We start from the raw sequence: 16218 nt of genomic DNA on the forward strand, positions 1-16218 counted from the left end.
ATGAGTGACAACAAGAAATGGTTCCTCGCCGATGACCTGCAACCATCGCTTTACATGTGGGTCTTCACCCAGATGTGCCTGGGCGCGGTCTACGCGGCGGTGGTGTTCTTCGGGGTGATCGGGGTCATCCTGATCCTGCGGGCCATCAGCTTCCTGCTGCCCGAAGATCCCTATGCAGCCCTCGAGACGATGGGCCAGGTCGCCACCGCGCTGGCCTGACAAGATTGGGGGCGCGGGCCTTATTCCCCGCGCCCCCAGGCCAGGTCGCGCCCCTTGGCTTGGGGGTGTGACGTCGGGGTCTCCACACCCCGGTTCCCTTCCTGTTGGCTACAGGAGCGCACCCCGGTGGCATGCCACCGGGGTGCAAATCTTTCCGGGTCCCGTTGTTTCCGCCTGTCCGCTTCTGGTCGGGCGTCAGCCGGGAAAGACCTTCGCCATCTCGGCGTCGAAGCGTGCCCAGCTCATGGTCGCCCTGTTCCCGGCATGGCCGTGGTAATAGGACCGTCCGGAGGCTGTGGGCAGGCCGGCCCAGATCTTGGCGAGGTTGTGCATGAAGGCGCGTCGGCCGAGACGGCCAGCCTGCGCCCGCGCCAGCCCGGCCTCCTCCAGCAGCATGTCGGCCAGCCTGTCCTGCACACGCGCCGAAAAGCGCGTTTGCTCGGACAGTCCCGCCTGACGCACCAGCCGCCGCAACGTGGCCGGGATGAACTGGTAGCGACCGATGGCGTGGGGCTGGCCGGGGGTCGCGCGGATCCAGTCGAAGATCTGGCCCAGCGTCATGTCCGTGGGCGCGCGGCGCGGCGGCACCCGCGCGCCGTGCTGGACGGCGTCGTAACCCATGCCACCGGCCTCGGCCTGCGCGATCACGTGGCGGATATGGGCGGCCGGCCCGCGCGCGGATGGTGCACCGGGGGTCGGCAACGCGGCGCGCCCGGAGGTCGGCACGACAAGAGGGCGCGCGCCATTCTCGTCGAACAGGCTGGCCAGTCGCGGTCCTGCGGAACGGCTGTCGGGCTCGTCCCGGTCGATCAGTGCCGGGCGATCTTCGAACAGGCCGTCCGCACCGGCCAAGAGCGATCCCAGCGGGGCTGCGGCGGCGGCAGATGCCGCGTGGGCCGCCAGTGTGATGATCGTGATGAGGCCCGTCGTCCTGCCCATGCATCTTGTCCCCGCAAGCCAGTGTCCAGCGGGGCCGACCATGGGGCGGCGAGGTTAGGATTTGGTTTCCGCGCGTGGTGCGGTCAGCCGTAGGAGGTGACCCGCGTGCCGATCTGGACGTTGGGATAGAGCTCGATCACGTCCTCGTTGGTCAGGCGAATGCAGCCCGAGCTGACGGCCATGCCGATGGTCCAGGGCTGTGGCGTGCCGTGGATGCGGTAAAGCGTGTCACGGCCGCCGCGATAGAGATAAAGCGCCCGCGCGCCAAGCGGGTTGTCCCCGCCGCCGGGCATGCCGCCCGCGTACTTGCCGTAGATCTCGGGCTCGCGCCGGATCATGTTCCGCGTCGGCGTCCAGCTGGGCCACTCCTCCTTGCGGCGGATGGTGGTGTTGCCGGACAGGTTCCGGCCGTCATCGCCCACCGCGATGTGGTATTCCCGGGCCATCCCCGGCGCCCGGACATGGTAAAGCGAGAAATAGCTGGGGAAGATGTGAATGGTGTCCACGGCGATGTCGGGCCGCACCTCGACATCGCGGGCCGACATGGTCGCGCGATCGGTATGGGGCAGGCCCGCATGGCCCAGAACGGCGGTCGGGCTGGCGGCGAGGGCAAGCCCGGAGGCGATGAAATGGCGTCTTGTCAGCATGTGCGATGGTCCGTGGCAGCGGAGATACACTTCGGATTACAACCGAAATTCGATTCGGTAACGCAAAGGGTTGTGATTGGTTGCAACTGTGACCCGAAGGCCGCGCCGTGCCGGGGCTAATCCGCGGGCTGTCCGAAGATCGCGTGGGCGTGTTCATCCAGGTAGATGCGCAGCCACGGGGTGAACCGGTCGGGCGCGGCCGCGACCTCGGTGCGCAAGTCGGACAGGGGCGCCCAGCGCACGGCGTCGACCTCGTCCGGATTCGGTTCAACGCGCAGGCCCGGCCCGGCCTCGAAGCTGTAGATCTGGACGACCTCATGCTCGACCAGCCCGTCGCCCACGGGCGCGCGGTATTCGGCGGTCAGGCGGAATTCAGGCTGAACGCCGGTGATGCCCAGTTCCTCGTCCAGGCGCCGGACGGCACAGGTCAGGCTGTCCTCGCCCCAATGCGGGTGGGTGCAGCAGGTGTTCGTCCACAGGCCCGGCGTGTGATACTTGCCCGCCGCCCGGCGTTGCAGCAGCACCGCGTCGCCGTCCATGGCGAAGACCGACACCGCCTTGTGCCGCAGTCCGCGCAGATGCGCGTCGAGCTTCTCGACCGGCTGGAGCGTGCCGTCGACCCAGGCGGGGATCATCACCGGTTCAGCCATAGGTGGCCGGAACCAGCCGCAGAAGGTGCGCCACGTTCTTCACCCCGATGCGCAGATGCGCCATGGGGCGGGCGCGGACCAGTTTCTTGTTCATGTAGGCCTCGAAAGTCAGGCGCTGGACGTCGATGTCGTGGCAGAGCGACACGAACCGTTCGCGCCGCTCGTCGGACTTGTAATAGGCGTCCTGCATGCTGCGCAAAACCTTGAAGACCATCTTGTGCTCCTTCATGAACAGCTTGCGGGCCAGCTTCAGGTCGCTGGCCTTGCCGCTGGCCAACGCGGCCTGCGCGGCCGTCGCGGCCACCCGGCCGCCGGCCATGGCGTAATAGATGCCCTCGCCGCTGGAGGGCGCGACGACGCCCGCCGCGTCACCGGCCAGCACCACGTCGCGGCCATTGTCCCAGCGGTCGAGCGGTTTCAGCGGGATGGGGGCGCCTTCCTTGCGGATGGTCTCGCATTCCGACAGGCCCGAGGCGGCGCGCAGGGCGGCGGTCGCGGCCTTCAGGTCCACGCCGTCGATCCCGGTGCCCATGCCGACGCTGGCCTGCCCGCCATGGGGAAAGACCCAGCCGTAGAAGTCCGGCGAAATCGTCCCGTCGTAGATCACGTCGCAGCGCAGGGGATCGTAGCGGTCGCTGGCCTCGGGGCTGCGGATGATCTCGTGGTAGGCGATGACGTAGGGGATCGTGTCGCCGCCCGGCACTTCGCCCCGCGCCACGTTCGACCGCGCGCCGTCCGCGCCGATGATCAGGCGGGTGGGCAGGTACCGTTCCTCGCCCGTGGCCTTGTCGCGGTAGGCCACGGCGGTGGTGTCGCCCCGCTCGATCCGCAGGAAGGTGCCGGTCACACGCTCGGCCCCCGCCTCGGCGGCGCGCTGGCGCAGGTATTCGTCGAAATGCTCGCGGTCGACCATGCCCACGAAGCCGTTCTCGATGGGGATGTCCACGGCGCGCCCCGTGGGCGAGATCATGCGCGCGGTGTTGACCTTGGCCACCAGCTGGCTGTCGGGGATGGCGAAATCGGCGATCAGGCGGGGCGGAATGGCGCCGCCACAGGGCTTGATGCGCCCGGCCTTGTCCAGCATGGCGACGCGTTTCCCGGCGCGGGCCAGATCCTCGGCGGCGGTGGCGCCCGACGGCCCCCCGCCCACGACGACGACATCGTAGATCATAGTCATTCTCCCGGCACGAGGGACCGGGGCATCGCCCGTGTCCCGTCCATGATGCGCGCGGCCATCAGGGCGGCGGCGATGAAGATGCAGGCCTCGCCCGCGAAGACGAGACCGAAGGCCGGGGCGTCGGCGATCAGCCCCCGCAACAGGTCTACGCAGGCCGCGCCCACCAGCCCGCCGAACCCGGCGGCGATGGCCTGCGCCGCGCCCCACAGGCCCATGCGCGTGCCTTCGCGCGAGGCGCGGCCCTCGCTCGCAAGGGCCATCATCGACCCGATGGCGGCGACGGCGAACATGCCGTTGAAGAAGCCCAGCGCGACCGTGGCGGGCACCAGCAGCGCCAGCCCGGTCTGCCCCAGCGCGGCGATGGCCAGCAGCGACAGCGCCGATCCGACACAGCCCGCGATGACCCAGTCGCGCAGCGCGCCCAGCCGCAGCCCGGTGGCCGCGATACCGACCAGCAGCATCCCCACGAAGACCCCGCCGTTCTGCGCCCCCGACAGTTGCGTGGACTGTCCGGGCGTGAAGGCGAAGACAAGGCCGGCATAGGGTTCGAGGATCAGCTCCTGCATGAAATAGGCGGTCATGCTGAGGAACACGAAGATGGTGAAGGCGCGGGCCTTGGGCTCGGCCCAGATCTCGGCCAGGCCCTCGCGGAACGGCATCGGCGCAGGCTCGGCACGGGCGACCACGCGGGATTCGATCCCCCAGGTGGCGACAACGCTCAAAACCACGGCCGCCCCGCAGACGATGGCCACGATCCGCATGAGCAACGCGGGCGAATAAGGGTCGAGAAGGGTGCCCACCACCCCGGCCGTCACCGCGATGCCCGCGATCATCATCAGCCAGGTGATCGTCGCCGCGGCCGCGCGCCGGTGCGGTGCCGTGGCGGTGGCCAGCAGCGCGAGCAGGGAGGTGCCCGAGGCGCCGACGCCAAGGCCGATCAGCGCGTAGGCCAGGACCGAAACGGCCAGGCCCAGCGCGAACCGACCGTCGAGCAGCACGACTCCCCACGCCGCCAGAAGACCGCCCAGCGCCAGCGCGACCATGCCGCCCACGATCCAGCGGGTGCGCTTGCCGCCCGTATCGCTGAGAAAGCCCCAGTTGGGCCGCGTGATCTGGATGCCGTAATGCAGCGCGACCAGTGCGCCGGGCAGGATCGCCAGCAGCCCCAGCTCGACCACCATAAGGCGGTTGAGCGTGCTGGTGGTCAGCACGACGATGGCGCCCAGGGCCATCTGCACCAGCCCCAGCCGCGCGATGGAGAGCCAGGACAGCGTCACAGCGCCAGGCCGCGAATGGCCAGCGCCGCCACCATCATGCCGCCGACATAGAGCGTCACGCCGGTGGCGTTGTACCAGGGCGCGCGCGCCTCGGGGTCGCGCAGAAGGACCCGCATTGCCGCGAACTGGCCCAGCAGGGCGATGGCGATGGTCAGCGCGTGGATCGGCTGGCCCCAGACCAGCAGCAGCGCGATGACCAGCGCCTGCGGCAATGCCATGACGACGCAGGCGATCCGCGCGGCCACGTCGGGCCCCTTGGTCACCGGCAGCGACCGGATGCCGGTCGCGCGATCCCCCTCGATGGCCTTGAAGTCGTTCAGTACCATGATGCCCTGTGCGCCCACGGCATAAAGCGCGGCGACGGTCACGACGAAGAAGCCGGGCGCGCCGGCTGACAGCACGGCGGCGCCGGTGAACCAGGGCAGCCCTTCATAGCAAAGCGCGACAAGGGCCGGGCCCCACCAGCCGGATCGCTTCATGCGGACGGGCGGCGCGGAATAGGCCCAGGCGCAGGCCACGGCGACCAGCGTCGCGCCGAAGCCCCAGGGCCCCAGTTGCCAGCCCAGCACCACGGCCAGAAGGCTCAGACCCAGCGCGAAGACCAGCGCGGCGCCCGGTGCGACGCGGCCCGAGGGAATCGGGCGATCGGGCTGGTTGATGGCGTCCACGTGGCGGTCGAAGTAGTCATTGATCGCCTGGCTCATCCCGCAGACGAGCGGACCGGCCAGCACGACGCCCAGCGCCACCAGCCACCATTGGCCCGCGGGCGCGACGCCCGCCGAGACGATCCCGCAGAGATAGGCCCACATGGGTGGAAACCACGTGACGGGTTTCAACAGCTCCAGCAGGTCGGCGGGGCGGGTCGCGCGGGGCGCGATGTGTAAGTCTGAATTGACACTCATGTGTCAACCAAACACCAAGAAACCCTTTCTCGCAAGGAAAACGGCGGTTCGCGTGATCACGTTTTCCGCCATCCCGACCGTCCTTCGATGCGCCCCGCCAAGAAAATGCGCCGGTGACCGACGGAAGATCGCCGCTGCGCCGTATCAGCCCCGTCGCGACGTGAACGATACGGTTTCATCAAGGAAAGACACCATGAACAGCACCACCCTATTCGCCGGCCTCGTCGCCGCCATGTCCATCACACTCGTTGCGCCCATGGCGTCGGCCCAGGGCGCGGATCGCCCGGGCGGCCGGATGCAGATGCTCGACCTGAACGGCGACGGCAGCATCACCCGGGCCGAGGCCGAGGGCGCCTTCGAGGCGCGCTTCGCCGAGGTCGACACCGATGGCAACGGCACCCTGTCGCAGGACGAGCTGGTCGCCGCGGCGCAATCCCGCGCCACCGACCGGGCGCAGGCGCGGTTCGACCGGCTGGACACCAACGACGACGGCCAGATCGACCCGGCCGAGATGCCCGGGCCCCGCGGCGACCGGATCGCCCGCCTGTTCGACCGCGTCGACGCGAACGGCGACGACGTGCTGACCCGTGACGAGCTGCAGGCCATGCGCGACCACCGCGGCGGTCGCGGCCACGGCGCGGGCCACAAGCGCGGCGGCTAAGCCGCCCCCCGGCGGCGCGCGGCCCTTCCCGTTGCGCGCCGTCGGTGCAAGAAAAGCATGATGGACGCCCCCGACCCCCGAGACGACGACGCGCTGCTGGCGGCCTATGCCGCCGGCGACGGTGACGCGGCCGCGCCATTGGCTAGCCGCCACGCACCGCGCGTGCTGGCGGTGGCGACCCGGATGCTGGGCGACCGGTTCGAGGCCGAGGACGTGACGCAGGAGGCTCTGTTGCGGTTGTGGAAGATCGCGCCCGACTGGCAGCCGGGGCGCGCGCGGGTGTCGACATGGCTCTACCGCGTGGCGGCGAATCTCTGCACTGACCGCCTGCGCCAGCGGGCACGGTTGTCGCCCCTGTCGGACGCCGTCGATCCGCCCGACCCGGCGCCGTCGGCCCTGGCGCGGATCGAGGGCCAGCAGCGGCACGCGGCGCTCGAGGCCGCGCTCATGGACCTGCCCGAGCGGCAGCGCCTTGCGGTGATCCTGCGCCATATCGAGGAATTGCCGAACCCGCAGATCGCCGAGGCGATGGAGATCTCGGTCGAGGCGGTGGAAAGCCTGACCGCGCGCGGCCGCGCCGCGCTGGCGCGCGCGATGGCCCCCCGGAAAGAGGCATTGGGTTATGACTGAGCGTGACGATACCGATCTCGACGCCGCCCTGCGCGGCCTGCGCGACACCCGCCCGTCCGGCGACCTGATGGACCGGATCGCCGGTGACGCGACGCTGGAACAGGCGTTCCGCGCCGCCCGCCGGGACGCGCCCGTGCCCTCGGACATGCTGATGGCGCGCATCGCGCGGGACGCGCGGCGGCACCGTCCATCGGCCTGGTGGGACCGCGCCGCCTGGTCGGGGCTGGCGATTGCGGGGATCGCGGGGTTGATGATCGGCCTGTCGGGCGGGGTCGACGGTCTCGTCGGGTCCGAGGATGATCTGGGCGCGCTGACGATGGCCTACGACTTCCAGTTTGCGGCATTGGAGTAGGCCATGGGTTTCAGGACCATCCCGCGCCGCTGGCGCATCGTGCTGCTGGCGTCTCTGGCGGTGAACCTGCTGGTCGTCGGGCTGGTGGCCGGTGCGCTCTTGGACCGGGACGACCGGCGGCCCGGGTTCCGGGGGCAGCCCCTGGTCTCGGCGCTGCCGGATGCGGACCGGGCAGCGCTGCGCGATGAGCTTGGCCGCCCCGACCGCGAGGACAGGCGCGCGCGGTTCCGGGCATTGCTGGACGCGATCCGGGCCGAGCCGTTCGACGCGGACGCGCTGCGCGACCTTCTGGCGGCCGAACGCGCGCGGGGGCAGGACCGGGCCGCGCGGTTCGAGACGGCCATCATCGCGCGGCTGTCCGGCATGGACGCCGCCGCCCGCGCGGATTACGCCCGGCGGCTGGAGCAGATGATACGCCGCGGGCCGGGCCGCCGCGACTGAGCTCTAGCGGTAGACGATCTCGACATTCTCGAACGCGCCGAGCTTGTGATCCTCGCGGAAGGCCTTGTGATCGGCGCGCAGGCGGTCGGCCGTCTCCTCGGCCCAGGACACGAGGTCCGACATGAACAGGTGTCGGGGGCTGGCGGCCTCGATGATCGAGGGTTCCACGTCGTAGTCGACCTGGCCCAGGTCGTCGGACAGCGCGTGGGCCTGCGCCAGGTTCGCGCCGCAGGCGCGGGCATAGGCGCGCCAGGTCTTGTCCGAAAGCTCGTCCAGGTCGATATCGTCGCGGAACGGCGCGCGTTCCCGGCTCATGAAGCTGTCGCCGTCGATCTCGACCGCACCGTAGAAGATATCGCCATGGGCCAGTTGCACCGCCTGCCCGTGGGCGATGCGGTCGGCCTTGTCGCCCGCGTGGAACTCGGTCGGCGGCGTCAGCCCTTCGAGCGCCGAGCGGCGCGCGGCCTTGAACTCGATGATGATGTCGTCGGTGGCGTCCTTGGACGGCCCCTCGATCAGGACGTAATAGCGCGGCAGTCCCAGGGACGCGGTACCCTGACCGTGGCGCACGCAGACATCCTTGACCTCCAGCTCGCCCGCGCGGTCGGGCACGTCGATGCCGTTCTTCTTCGCCAGGTCGTTGATCGCCTTCTGGAACTTGTCGATATCATGCGAGATCGGCTGAAGCTCGTCATCGGCGCGGAACCCGCGGCCGTTGGGCTTGAGGTAGTCGTCCCACAGCCACTCTTTCCGCTCTTCCCAGGCCTCCTCGAACAGGCGGCGGATGACCTTGGGCGAATTGTCCATGCGCCAGCTGTCGTTCTTCTCGGTCGCGTTCTCGGCATAGTCCTTCATCGCTTTCAGGTAGCCCTTGGCGAAGGCCTTCACCACGCGGCGACGCTTATTGCGCTTCATGCCGGCGACCTCTTTCGCGGCGATCCAGAAGCCGACCGCGCCGCGTTTCATGTCCCATGTGAAGGGGGCATAGATCGCCTCGTCGAAATCGTTCACGCCGAAGATCGGGTTGCCGGCCTGGTCGGGCATGATGCCGAAATTCTCGGGGTGGACGTCACCCAGCGCCATCACCGTGGGCATGCCCGCGTCCTCGCCCACCATGTCGCGGTAGAACAGCAAGGCGGTGCCGCGGAAGAACTTGAAGAAATCATCGGCCAGCTGGTCGAATTTCTCCTTCGTGCCGTGATCGTCCTGCTCGATGCGGTTGGCGTGGTCCTCGCGCAGGGTGGAGCGGACATGCAGGCGTCGCGCGTGGCCGCTCAGGTGGGTGGGCGGAACGATATGGCTACCGCTCGCCAAGGCCTCGGCAAGGCCGCGATATTGCTCGACCCGCGGATCGGCGGGACGCGAGACGTCCTTCTGTCCGTCGCCGGTGCTCGTGCTCTCCGTCTCGTCTTTCATGGCGCGCGTCCCCTTGATCCCGTCGCCTGACAACGCGGATCGGGGCTCGGGCGTTCCGCTGGGTCAGCGCGCGGGTCCCTCGCCGGGATGCGATGGGGTCAGACCACGACTTCCAGCCGCTCCTGCTGTCCCACGTCGAAGACGTCCTTGTAGCGCCGGATCTGGTCGGGCGGCCCCATCGCCTTTTCCGGGTTGTCGCTGAGCTTGACCGTCGGCCGGCCATCCGCCGCCACCGCCTTGCAGACCAGCGAGAACGGCGCCAGCGCGTCGCCCTCGGTCAGGCCACGGAAATCGTTGGTCAGCAGGGTGCCCCAGCCGAAGCTGACCCGCACACGTCCCGCGAACTGGCGGTGAAGCTCCTCGATCTTCGCCACGTCCAGCCCGTCGGAAAAGATGATGAGCTTCTCGGTCGGGTCCTCGCCCCGCGCGCGCCACCAGTCGATGGCGATCTCGGCGCCCTTCGCCGGGTCGCCGCTGTCGATGCGGATGCCGGTCCAGCCGGCCAGCCAGTCGGGCGCGCGGTCCAGGAAGCCCTGCGTGCCATAGGTATCGGGCAGGATGATGCGCAGGTTGCCGTCGTGTTCCTCGTGCCAGTCGCTCAGCACGTCGTAGGGCGCGCGGGCCAGCGCCGCGTCGTCCTTGGCCAGCGCGGCATAGACCATGGGCATCTCGTGCGCGTTGGTGCCGATGGCTTCGAGGTCGCGGTTCTTGGCGATCAGGCAGTTGGAGGTGCCGGAGAACGCGGTGCCCAGCCCCTCCTGCATGGCCTGCACGCACCAGTCCTGCCACAGGAAGCTGTGCCGCCGCCGCGTGCCGAAATCGGCGATGCGCAGACCGTCCAGCCCGCGCAGGCGTTTCACCTTTTCCCACAGCTTGGTCATGGCGCGGGCATAGAGGACCTGAAGCTCGAACCGTCCCATGTCGTCGAGCACGGCACGCCCGCGCATCTCCATCAGGATGGCAAGGGCCGGGATCTCCCACAGCATCACCTCGGGCCACGAGCCTTCGAAGGTCAGCTCGTACTGGTCGCCCTTCTGTTCCAGGTGGTAGGGCGGCAGGCGCAACGCTTCGAACCAGTCCATGAACTCGGGCGTGAACATCTGGCGCTTGCCGTAGAAGGTGTTGCCGCGCATCCAGGTCGACTCGCCCCGGCTGAGGCTGAGCGATCGCACGTGGTCCAGCTGTTCGCGCAGCTCGCCCGCGTCGATCAGGCGGGCCAGCGGAACGTCGGTGCTGCGGTTGATGAGGCTGAAGGTCACCTGCGTGTCGGGATGGTTGCGGAACACCGACTGGCACATGAGCAGCTTGTAGAAATCGGTGTCGATCAACGACCGCACTATCGGGTCGATCTTCCACTTGTGGTTCCAGACGCGGGTGGCGATGTCGACCATGGGGCCTCTTTCGATCATTTCGCCCGGATAAACGCATGGCCCGGCGACAGGGGCAAGGGCGCGACCGGGGCGGACTCTGCCACCGCGGCGTGGTGCAATAAGGTTAACGCCCGGTCAACGGCCTCTGCTATCGTGAAATCACCGAGCGGGGAGGGCAGCATGCGGGGATATTTCGGAAGCGCGCAGGTGCAGGCCCTGCAAGGGGCCCGCGATGCGGAGGTCGCCGAGCTTCGGGACCTGCCCGGCGCGGTGGTCCACGCGCGGGCCTTCTCGTCGGACGACCCCGAGGCGCTGGGCTGGGACAGGTTGCGCGACGTCATGGCGCGCGAGGGGATCGTCACCCTTCGCGGCGTCGGACCCGAGGTGGTCGAGCGGGCCACGCGCGAGCTTTCGGCGTTCTCGCCGAACCTGCATCACTGGGACATCTTCCGCGCCGATGCGGATACCCTGCGCGCGGTGTGCGGACCCCTGGCCGCCGCGCCATTGCCCGATACGTTGATGCGGCTGTCCGTCGATGCGTTGACGGACGACGTGGTGCACGCGGTGCAGGCCTTTCTCGACGGTCACGGCGTTTCGCCGTTTTCGCGGGATGCGCTGACGGGGCGGCTGTTCCCGGCGCGGCTGGTCGTCATCACGCACCGCGACGGCAGGATCGCCGCGGCCGGGTTCGCGGGGATGACGCATAACCGGTTCAGCCCGTTCCACCGTGACGCCTGGGTCGGATTGATCGCGGTCGATCCCGAGTTGCGGGGCCTTGGCCTGGGGCGGCAGGTGGACGCCATCACCAATCTCGAGGCGGTCGACGCGCTGGGCGCGGGCGGCAGCATCGAATTCGTGGCGCGGGACAACGCGCCGTCCCGCGCGATGCTGGAAAGCTGCGGGTTGCGCCAGATGCCGGACCGGGCGGTCGTCATGTTTTCGACGTCGACGGATCGCCTGTCGCGCTGACGCCCTCAGTCCGGATCGACCTGTCCGCGCAGGGCCTTCACCTCGCCGCGCTTGCGCTTGGCGGCGACGCGCTTGCGCTTCTGGTTGCGCGAGACCTTCGTGGGGATGCGGCGCTTGGGCTTCTGCGTGGCCGCGCGGATCAGCTCGACCAGACGATCGCGGGCGATGTCGCGGTTGCGGGCCTGGTGGCGCGTCTCGGCCACTTGGATCAGGACGGCGCCGTCGCGGGTCCAGCGGCGGCCGGCCAGCCGTTTCAGCCGCGCTTTCACCGGTCCCGGCAGGTTGGGGGAGCGATCGGCCTCGAACCGCAGCTCGACCGCGGTGGCGACCTTGTTGACGTTCTGCCCGCCGGGGCCGCCGGCCTGGGTGAACTGCTCGGTCAGTTCCCAGTCCTCGATGCTGATGCTGTCGGTGATGCGCAGGGTCATGGCGATGAGCTAGGGGCGGACGGGCCTACGAAAAGGGCCGCTGATCGGATCAGCGGCCCTATCGAATGTTAAGGAGATGGGCCCGGTTAGAGCGGGTGCCCAATCATGCGGTGTCGCCCACGGGGCTGCCCTCAGGCGCGAACCTCCATGACTGTTCCGACCTCGTTCTCCACCATCATTCTAGACACTGGACCACCTCCTTTCGTTGATTTCCGATATCTTGGAGCGTGGCACAGATTTTGCGTTTGTCAAAACTTTTTACGCAAGCTGTGGGCGATTCGCTTTGACGATGGCGCGGAATGGCACAAGCGCGATCAGGGCCAGCCCCATTTTCACGCACCAGTCGGCCACGGCCAGGCTGACCCACAGGGGCACGGCCGGACCGACGCCCAGCAATGGCAGGACCTCGCCGGCCCAGGACACGTCGTTGGCGGGCTCGATGAAGCTCAGCGCGCCGCTGAACGCCACGGTGAAGAAGATCGCCGTATCGACGGCCGATCCGACGATCGAGGACACCAGCGGCGCGCGCCACCATGCCCCGCCGCGCAGCCGGTCGAACACCGACACGTCCAGCAGTTGCGCCGTCAGGAAGGCCAGGCCCGATCCCAGCGCGATGCGCCACGTGACCAGCGGGCCGAACTCGCCCATGATCTGCGTGCCGATCAGCGAGCAGACGATGCCCACGACGAAGCCGACGAACACGACCTTGCGCGCGGCCGAGGGGCCGTAAAGGCGGTTCATCAGGTCGGTGACCAGGAAGGCCAGCGGATACGTGAAGGCGCCCCAGGTCAGCCATTGGCCGAACAGGAACTGCACGAGGATGTTCGATGCCACCACGATGGCGGCCATGGCGATCACGCCGGGAAGAAGACGGGTCATGGATTTTTCCGTTTTGACAAGGTGGTCGGAGACTTGATCGCGCGGCATTAGACCCATCGCGCCCGTGTGGCAAGGGGGCGGCAGGGGGCGCACGTGGGCCTAGTCGGGCAGGATGTAATCCACGAACTCGGTCCGCTGCACCGGCAGGAAGTTGTCGTCCGAAACCATGGTGGCGCGCAGCCGGTCCCGGTCGTCGCGCCAGATGGCGATCCCTTCCAGGTTGTCGTGCTGCCGCAGCCGGCTGGTCAGCAGAACATCTTCACGCGCGATCCCCTGGTCATCCAGCGTCAGGCGGCGGACCCGGCTGCGGAAGCCGATCCACTGGAACTTGCGCTCGAGGATGTAGAGCCGCCCGCGGTCATCGAAATCGGCGCCGACCGGGCGAAAGCCGTGGCGGATCTCGGGGATGCCCACGATCTCCCATTCGCCGCCACGCAAGCGCAGCAGCGGGCTTGGCAGGTCGCCGGCCAGCCTCTCGGGAAGGGTGTAGAGCGCGCCGTCCCCGTCCATGGCCAGCGCTTCCAGCCCGCCATTGGTGCGGAAGGACATGAAACCCGGGTAGAACGGCAATGCGGTGGCCGGGCCGCCGGGCGTGTCGTAGACCCACAAGCGCGGCCAGTTCTCGAACGAGACGGTCAAGCGGCCCTGGGGGTCGACGGCCAGCCCCTCGCTGTCGGCATAGTCGCCCATGAGGGTCCGTCCGCGCGGGTCGTGCAGCCTGTCGTCCGATGTGATCGTGACGCCCGTCACAGCCCCCGCGGCATCCCGGTCCAGCGTCACGCCCATCAGCCGCGCGCTGTCGTCCAGCACGTGTCCGGTGATGCCATCAGCCGACAGCTCGAGCCCAGAGAAACCGCCGAAATCGGTGCCGTCCGCCTCCCACTCCCATGCACCGACGAATTCGGCCGCCCCGATCGGGGCGGCCGCCATGGCCAACAGGGTGGCAAGGATCAGCGCGCCAGGACGGCCTGGCATGCCTGCGGCAGATCGGCGACGCGCAGTTCACGCTTCGGCTGCGGGGCGGGGGCGTTCGGATCGCGCGGCTTCGGCGGCGGCGGGTTCAGGATGTTGTTGACCCATTGCTGCGCATCGGCGCAGCCGTCACCGGCCGGGATCGGATCCTGGTTCTCGCACCCCTGCGATCCGGGGGGGCAGTTCAGCCGCACGTGCATGTGGTAGTGGTGGCCCCACCACGGGCGCACCTTGCGCAGCCAGCTGCGGTCGCCGGTGGCGTCCTTGCACATCTGCACCTTCGCGCCGGGGAAGATGAAGATGCGCGCCACGCGGGGATCGCTGGCCGCGGCCTTCACCAGCTCGTGCTGGTAGGCGGACCAGCGATCGTTGGTATAGGCGCCTTTCGCCCGCTGCATCGACACGGCCGAGATCTCCTCGCGCTGCTGGCGCGACAGGCCCAGCGTGGCGGGCATCAGCCAGATGTCGGCGTCCAGCCCGCTCTGGTGGCTGGCGTGGCCGGACAGCATGGGTCCGCCGCGCGGTTGGCTCATGTCACCCACGTAAAGCCCGTTCGAGCCCGGCAGCGACGCCGCCTTGCGCGACAAATCCTGGACGAAGTCGATCGTGGTCGGATGCGCCCAGTTCCGGTTCCGGCTGAGCCGCATGGACTGCCAGGTTGGCCCGGTATCGGCCAGCTGCTGACCGCCCGCGAGGCAGCCGCGGGAATAGCCGCCATAGGCGGCGGCGGGCAGGGGGGCGTCCAGGTTCTTGGCGCCGAACATCGTCTTGGCCAGCGCGCTCTGGTTCACTTCGACCCCTGCCATGCTGGGGAGGGGAACGGTCCGCTCGGTTCCGCCGCTGCACGACGCAAGCGCCAGTGCGGCCGCGGCCAGAAGAAGAGAAAGTCTCATACTGCTCGAGCTCCGTCGGGTTTTACCCAGATTAGCAGGAACAACCCCAAGCCGAAAAGAATAATGAGGGGCGAGATCCCCAATTGCTGGCTGCCCGTGACTTGCGTCGCGACCGCGATGGACAGGGGCGCGATGAACGACGTGGCCTTGCCCGCCAGCGCGTAGAGACCGAACGCCTCGGTCATGCGGTGGGGATTGCCCTGGTAGACCATCATGGTGCGGCTCGCGGCCTGCAACGCGCCACCGGCGGCCCCGATCAGGGCGCCGACGATCATGAAGGCGTTGTCCGGGGTGGTCGAGCCCACGCCCTGCGCCACGCCCAGCACGCTTTCGCGCGAGATGAACATCGAGGCGACGATCACCCCGATCAGCGTCACGCAGCAGACCACGATGACCGGCATGGGGCCGAAGCGCTGATCGGCACGTCCGCCGACCCAGGCGAAGACCGCACCGGTGACCACGGCGAGGATGCCGAAGGTGCCTGTCTGCACCACCGACCAGTCAAGCACGCCGGCGGCGAAGATGGCGCCCAGCGCGTAGGTGCCGTTCAGCCCGTCGCGGTAGAACATGGACGCGACGAGAAAGCTGAACTGGCTGGGCGTCTCGGGCAGGCGGCGAATGGTGCGGCCCAGCCCCGAGAGCGCGCCGCGAATGTCCGAAAGGCTGGCACTGCGATGGGCGCGGGGCTCGCGGACCCACAGGAAGAACGGCACCATGAAGACGATGAACCACAAGGCCGTCAGCGGCCCGACGAAGCGCGTGCCCTCGCGCGCCTCGGGGTCGAGGCCCAGGATCGGCTCGATCCCGATCAGCGTGACGCCGGTCGCCGGATCCTCGGCGAAAAGGGTCAGCATGATGACCAAAGCGACGAGCCCGCCCAGGTAGCCGAAGGCCCAGCCCGAGCCCGAGATTCGGCCCAGCCGGTCCCGGGGGGCGAGGTCGGGTAGCATGGAGTTCGTGAAGATCGTGCAGAACTCCATCCCGATCAGGCCGATCCCGAAGCCGAGCAGGATGAGCCCGAGATTGAAATCGCCGGGCGCGGCGAACCACAGCGACGCGGATCCGACCACGTAAAGGACCGAGAAGATCCAGATCCATCGCATCCGGCTGCCCGAATGGTCGGCCACCGCGCCGAGGATCGGGGCGAAGATCGCGATGACGATACCCGCGGCCGCGATACCGTAGCCCCAGACCGCCTGTGCCTGCGTCCCGTCGCCCAGAAGGTCCTTGATGTAGGGGCCGAAGATGAAGGTGATCAGCAGGGTATTGTAGGGCTGGCTGGCCCAGTCGAAGAAGAACCAGCCCCAGATGCGCCTGCGCGCGCCGGTCGCGGCCGCGCTGCCGTCTTCGATGGATGCCATGGCTGCCCGTTCTCCTGCCCGTCGCGGGCATTCAA

At 68.8% G+C, this 16218-nt stretch carries 19 protein-coding genes; 6 read left to right on the forward strand and 13 right to left on the reverse strand.

The features are described from left to right. Positions 1–219, forward strand: coding sequence for an RC-LH1 core complex protein PufX (gene pufX / locus BUB76_RS04275; RefSeq protein ID WP_139210017.1), 219 nt, complete (start codon positions 1–3; stop codon positions 217–219). A gap of 195 nt (positions 220–414) precedes the next feature. Here pufX and BUB76_RS17880 read toward each other — a convergent pair whose 3' ends face one another. The 6 genes from BUB76_RS17880 to chlG all read right to left on the reverse strand — a co-directional run bounded on the left by BUB76_RS17880 (position 415) and on the right by chlG (position 5811). Next, positions 415–1158: a lysozyme family protein gene (locus tag BUB76_RS17880; protein WP_175550262.1), complete on the reverse strand. Its 744-nt coding sequence runs from the start codon at positions 1156–1158 to the stop codon at positions 415–417. An 83-nt stretch (positions 1159–1241) separates the two neighbouring features. Beyond that, a complete protein-coding gene (locus tag BUB76_RS04285) occupies positions 1242–1805 on the reverse strand; it encodes a L,D-transpeptidase (protein ID WP_073127098.1) in 564 nt (187 codons plus the stop codon). Between the two features lie 116 nt (positions 1806–1921). After that, on the reverse strand, positions 1922–2455 hold the full coding sequence (gene idi, locus BUB76_RS04290; RefSeq protein ID WP_073127100.1) for an isopentenyl-diphosphate delta-isomerase: 534 nt from the start codon (positions 2453–2455) through the stop codon (positions 1922–1924). Then, positions 2448–3626 (reverse strand): geranylgeranyl diphosphate reductase, encoded by a 1179-nt coding sequence (locus BUB76_RS04295; protein WP_073127102.1) that lies wholly within the window; start codon positions 3624–3626, stop codon positions 2448–2450. The genes idi and BUB76_RS04295 overlap by 8 nt, the downstream gene beginning before the upstream one ends. Before the next feature lie 2 nt (positions 3627–3628). After that, complete coding sequence (locus BUB76_RS04300; RefSeq protein WP_073127104.1) at positions 3629–4909, reverse strand: BCD family MFS transporter; 1281 nt, start codon at positions 4907–4909, stop codon at positions 3629–3631. Further along, positions 4906–5811 (reverse strand): chlorophyll synthase ChlG, encoded by a 906-nt coding sequence (gene chlG, locus BUB76_RS04305; protein ID WP_073127106.1) that lies wholly within the window; start codon positions 5809–5811, stop codon positions 4906–4908. Before chlG ends, BUB76_RS04300 begins: the two co-directional genes overlap by 4 nt. A gap of 193 nt (positions 5812–6004) precedes the next feature. On the opposite strand from chlG, the gene BUB76_RS17885 reads away from it, so the two are divergent. The 4 genes from BUB76_RS17885 to BUB76_RS04325 are packed head-to-tail and all read left to right on the forward strand — an operon-like array spanning position 6005 to position 7895. Further along, positions 6005–6472, forward strand: coding sequence for an EF-hand domain-containing protein (locus BUB76_RS17885; protein WP_073127108.1), 468 nt, complete (start codon positions 6005–6007; stop codon positions 6470–6472). A 57-nt stretch (positions 6473–6529) separates the two neighbouring features. Further along, positions 6530–7102, forward strand: coding sequence for an RNA polymerase sigma factor (locus tag BUB76_RS04315; protein ID WP_073127110.1), 573 nt, complete (start codon positions 6530–6532; stop codon positions 7100–7102). Next, positions 7095–7454, forward strand: a complete 360-nt coding sequence (locus BUB76_RS04320; protein WP_073127112.1) for a hypothetical protein — start codon at positions 7095–7097, stop codon at positions 7452–7454. Before BUB76_RS04315 ends, BUB76_RS04320 begins: the two co-directional genes overlap by 8 nt. Positions 7455–7457: 3 nt before the next feature. Beyond that, entirely contained in the window at positions 7458–7895 is a 438-nt protein-coding gene (locus tag BUB76_RS04325; RefSeq protein ID WP_073127115.1) for a periplasmic heavy metal sensor, read from the forward strand. A 3-nt stretch (positions 7896–7898) separates the two neighbouring features. On the opposite strand, the gene BUB76_RS04330 is transcribed toward BUB76_RS04325, so the two are convergent. Together BUB76_RS04330 and pncB are read right to left on the reverse strand one after the other, a co-directional pair. Continuing rightward, a complete protein-coding gene (locus BUB76_RS04330) occupies positions 7899–9311 on the reverse strand; it encodes a DUF2252 domain-containing protein (RefSeq protein ID WP_073127117.1) in 1413 nt (470 codons plus the stop codon). Between the two features lie 98 nt (positions 9312–9409). Continuing rightward, positions 9410–10702, reverse strand: coding sequence for a nicotinate phosphoribosyltransferase (gene pncB, locus BUB76_RS04335; protein ID WP_073127119.1), 1293 nt, complete (start codon positions 10700–10702; stop codon positions 9410–9412). A gap of 159 nt (positions 10703–10861) precedes the next feature. Here pncB and BUB76_RS04340 point away from each other — a divergent pair, with 159 nt between their 5' ends. Next, on the forward strand, positions 10862–11650 hold the full coding sequence (locus BUB76_RS04340) for a GNAT family N-acetyltransferase (protein ID WP_073127121.1): 789 nt from the start codon (positions 10862–10864) through the stop codon (positions 11648–11650). A 5-nt stretch (positions 11651–11655) separates the two neighbouring features. On the opposite strand, the gene arfB is transcribed toward BUB76_RS04340, so the two are convergent. From arfB to BUB76_RS04365, 5 genes are all read right to left on the reverse strand, one after another. Further along, positions 11656–12078: an alternative ribosome rescue aminoacyl-tRNA hydrolase ArfB gene (gene arfB, locus BUB76_RS04345; protein ID WP_073127123.1), complete on the reverse strand. Its 423-nt coding sequence runs from the start codon at positions 12076–12078 to the stop codon at positions 11656–11658. 258 nt (positions 12079–12336) lie between these two features. Then, positions 12337–12957 (reverse strand): queuosine precursor transporter, encoded by a 621-nt coding sequence (locus BUB76_RS04350; RefSeq protein WP_073127125.1) that lies wholly within the window; start codon positions 12955–12957, stop codon positions 12337–12339. 99 nt (positions 12958–13056) lie between these two features. Then, positions 13057–13932, reverse strand: coding sequence for an esterase-like activity of phytase family protein (locus BUB76_RS04355; RefSeq protein WP_073127127.1), 876 nt, complete (start codon positions 13930–13932; stop codon positions 13057–13059). Further along, positions 13908–14822, reverse strand: a complete 915-nt coding sequence (gene mepA, locus BUB76_RS04360; protein ID WP_073127129.1) for a penicillin-insensitive murein endopeptidase — start codon at positions 14820–14822, stop codon at positions 13908–13910. The genes BUB76_RS04355 and mepA overlap by 25 nt, the downstream gene beginning before the upstream one ends. Further along, positions 14819–16183, reverse strand: a complete 1365-nt coding sequence (locus tag BUB76_RS04365; protein ID WP_073127131.1) for an MFS transporter — start codon at positions 16181–16183, stop codon at positions 14819–14821. Before BUB76_RS04365 ends, mepA begins: the two co-directional genes overlap by 4 nt. Positions 16184–16218: the final 35 nt, after the last annotated feature.

The organism is Palleronia salina, assembly GCF_900141995.1.
Lineage (GTDB): Bacteria > Pseudomonadota > Alphaproteobacteria > Rhodobacterales > Rhodobacteraceae > Palleronia > Palleronia salina.

Coding starts and splice junctions, on each gene's coding strand:
- pufX (WP_139210017.1), top strand. CDS start 1: ATGAGTGACAACAAGAAATGGTTCCTCGCCGATGACCTGCAACCATCG.
- BUB76_RS17880 (WP_175550262.1), bottom strand. CDS start 1,158: ATGGGCAGGACGACGGGCCTCATCACGATCATCACACTGGCGGCCCAC.
- BUB76_RS04285 (WP_073127098.1), bottom strand. CDS start 1,805: ATGCTGACAAGACGCCATTTCATCGCCTCCGGGCTTGCCCTCGCCGCC.
- idi (WP_073127100.1), bottom strand. CDS start 2,455: ATGGCTGAACCGGTGATGATCCCCGCCTGGGTCGACGGCACGCTCCAG.
- BUB76_RS04295 (WP_073127102.1), bottom strand. CDS start 3,626: ATGATCTACGATGTCGTCGTCGTGGGCGGGGGGCCGTCGGGCGCCACC.
- chlG (WP_073127106.1), bottom strand. CDS start 5,811: ATGAGTGTCAATTCAGACTTACACATCGCGCCCCGCGCGACCCGCCCC.
- BUB76_RS17885 (WP_073127108.1), top strand. CDS start 6,005: ATGAACAGCACCACCCTATTCGCCGGCCTCGTCGCCGCCATGTCCATC.
- BUB76_RS04315 (WP_073127110.1), top strand. CDS start 6,530: ATGATGGACGCCCCCGACCCCCGAGACGACGACGCGCTGCTGGCGGCC.
- BUB76_RS04320 (WP_073127112.1), top strand. CDS start 7,095: ATGACTGAGCGTGACGATACCGATCTCGACGCCGCCCTGCGCGGCCTG.
- BUB76_RS04325 (WP_073127115.1), top strand. CDS start 7,458: ATGGGTTTCAGGACCATCCCGCGCCGCTGGCGCATCGTGCTGCTGGCG.
- BUB76_RS04330 (WP_073127117.1), bottom strand. CDS start 9,311: ATGAAAGACGAGACGGAGAGCACGAGCACCGGCGACGGACAGAAGGAC.
- pncB (WP_073127119.1), bottom strand. CDS start 10,702: ATGGTCGACATCGCCACCCGCGTCTGGAACCACAAGTGGAAGATCGAC.
- BUB76_RS04340 (WP_073127121.1), top strand. CDS start 10,862: ATGCGGGGATATTTCGGAAGCGCGCAGGTGCAGGCCCTGCAAGGGGCC.
- arfB (WP_073127123.1), bottom strand. CDS start 12,078: ATGACCCTGCGCATCACCGACAGCATCAGCATCGAGGACTGGGAACTG.
- BUB76_RS04350 (WP_073127125.1), bottom strand. CDS start 12,957: ATGACCCGTCTTCTTCCCGGCGTGATCGCCATGGCCGCCATCGTGGTG.
- BUB76_RS04355 (WP_073127127.1), bottom strand. CDS start 13,932: ATGCCAGGCCGTCCTGGCGCGCTGATCCTTGCCACCCTGTTGGCCATG.
- mepA (WP_073127129.1), bottom strand. CDS start 14,822: ATGAGACTTTCTCTTCTTCTGGCCGCGGCCGCACTGGCGCTTGCGTCG.
- BUB76_RS04365 (WP_073127131.1), bottom strand. CDS start 16,183: ATGGCATCCATCGAAGACGGCAGCGCGGCCGCGACCGGCGCGCGCAGG.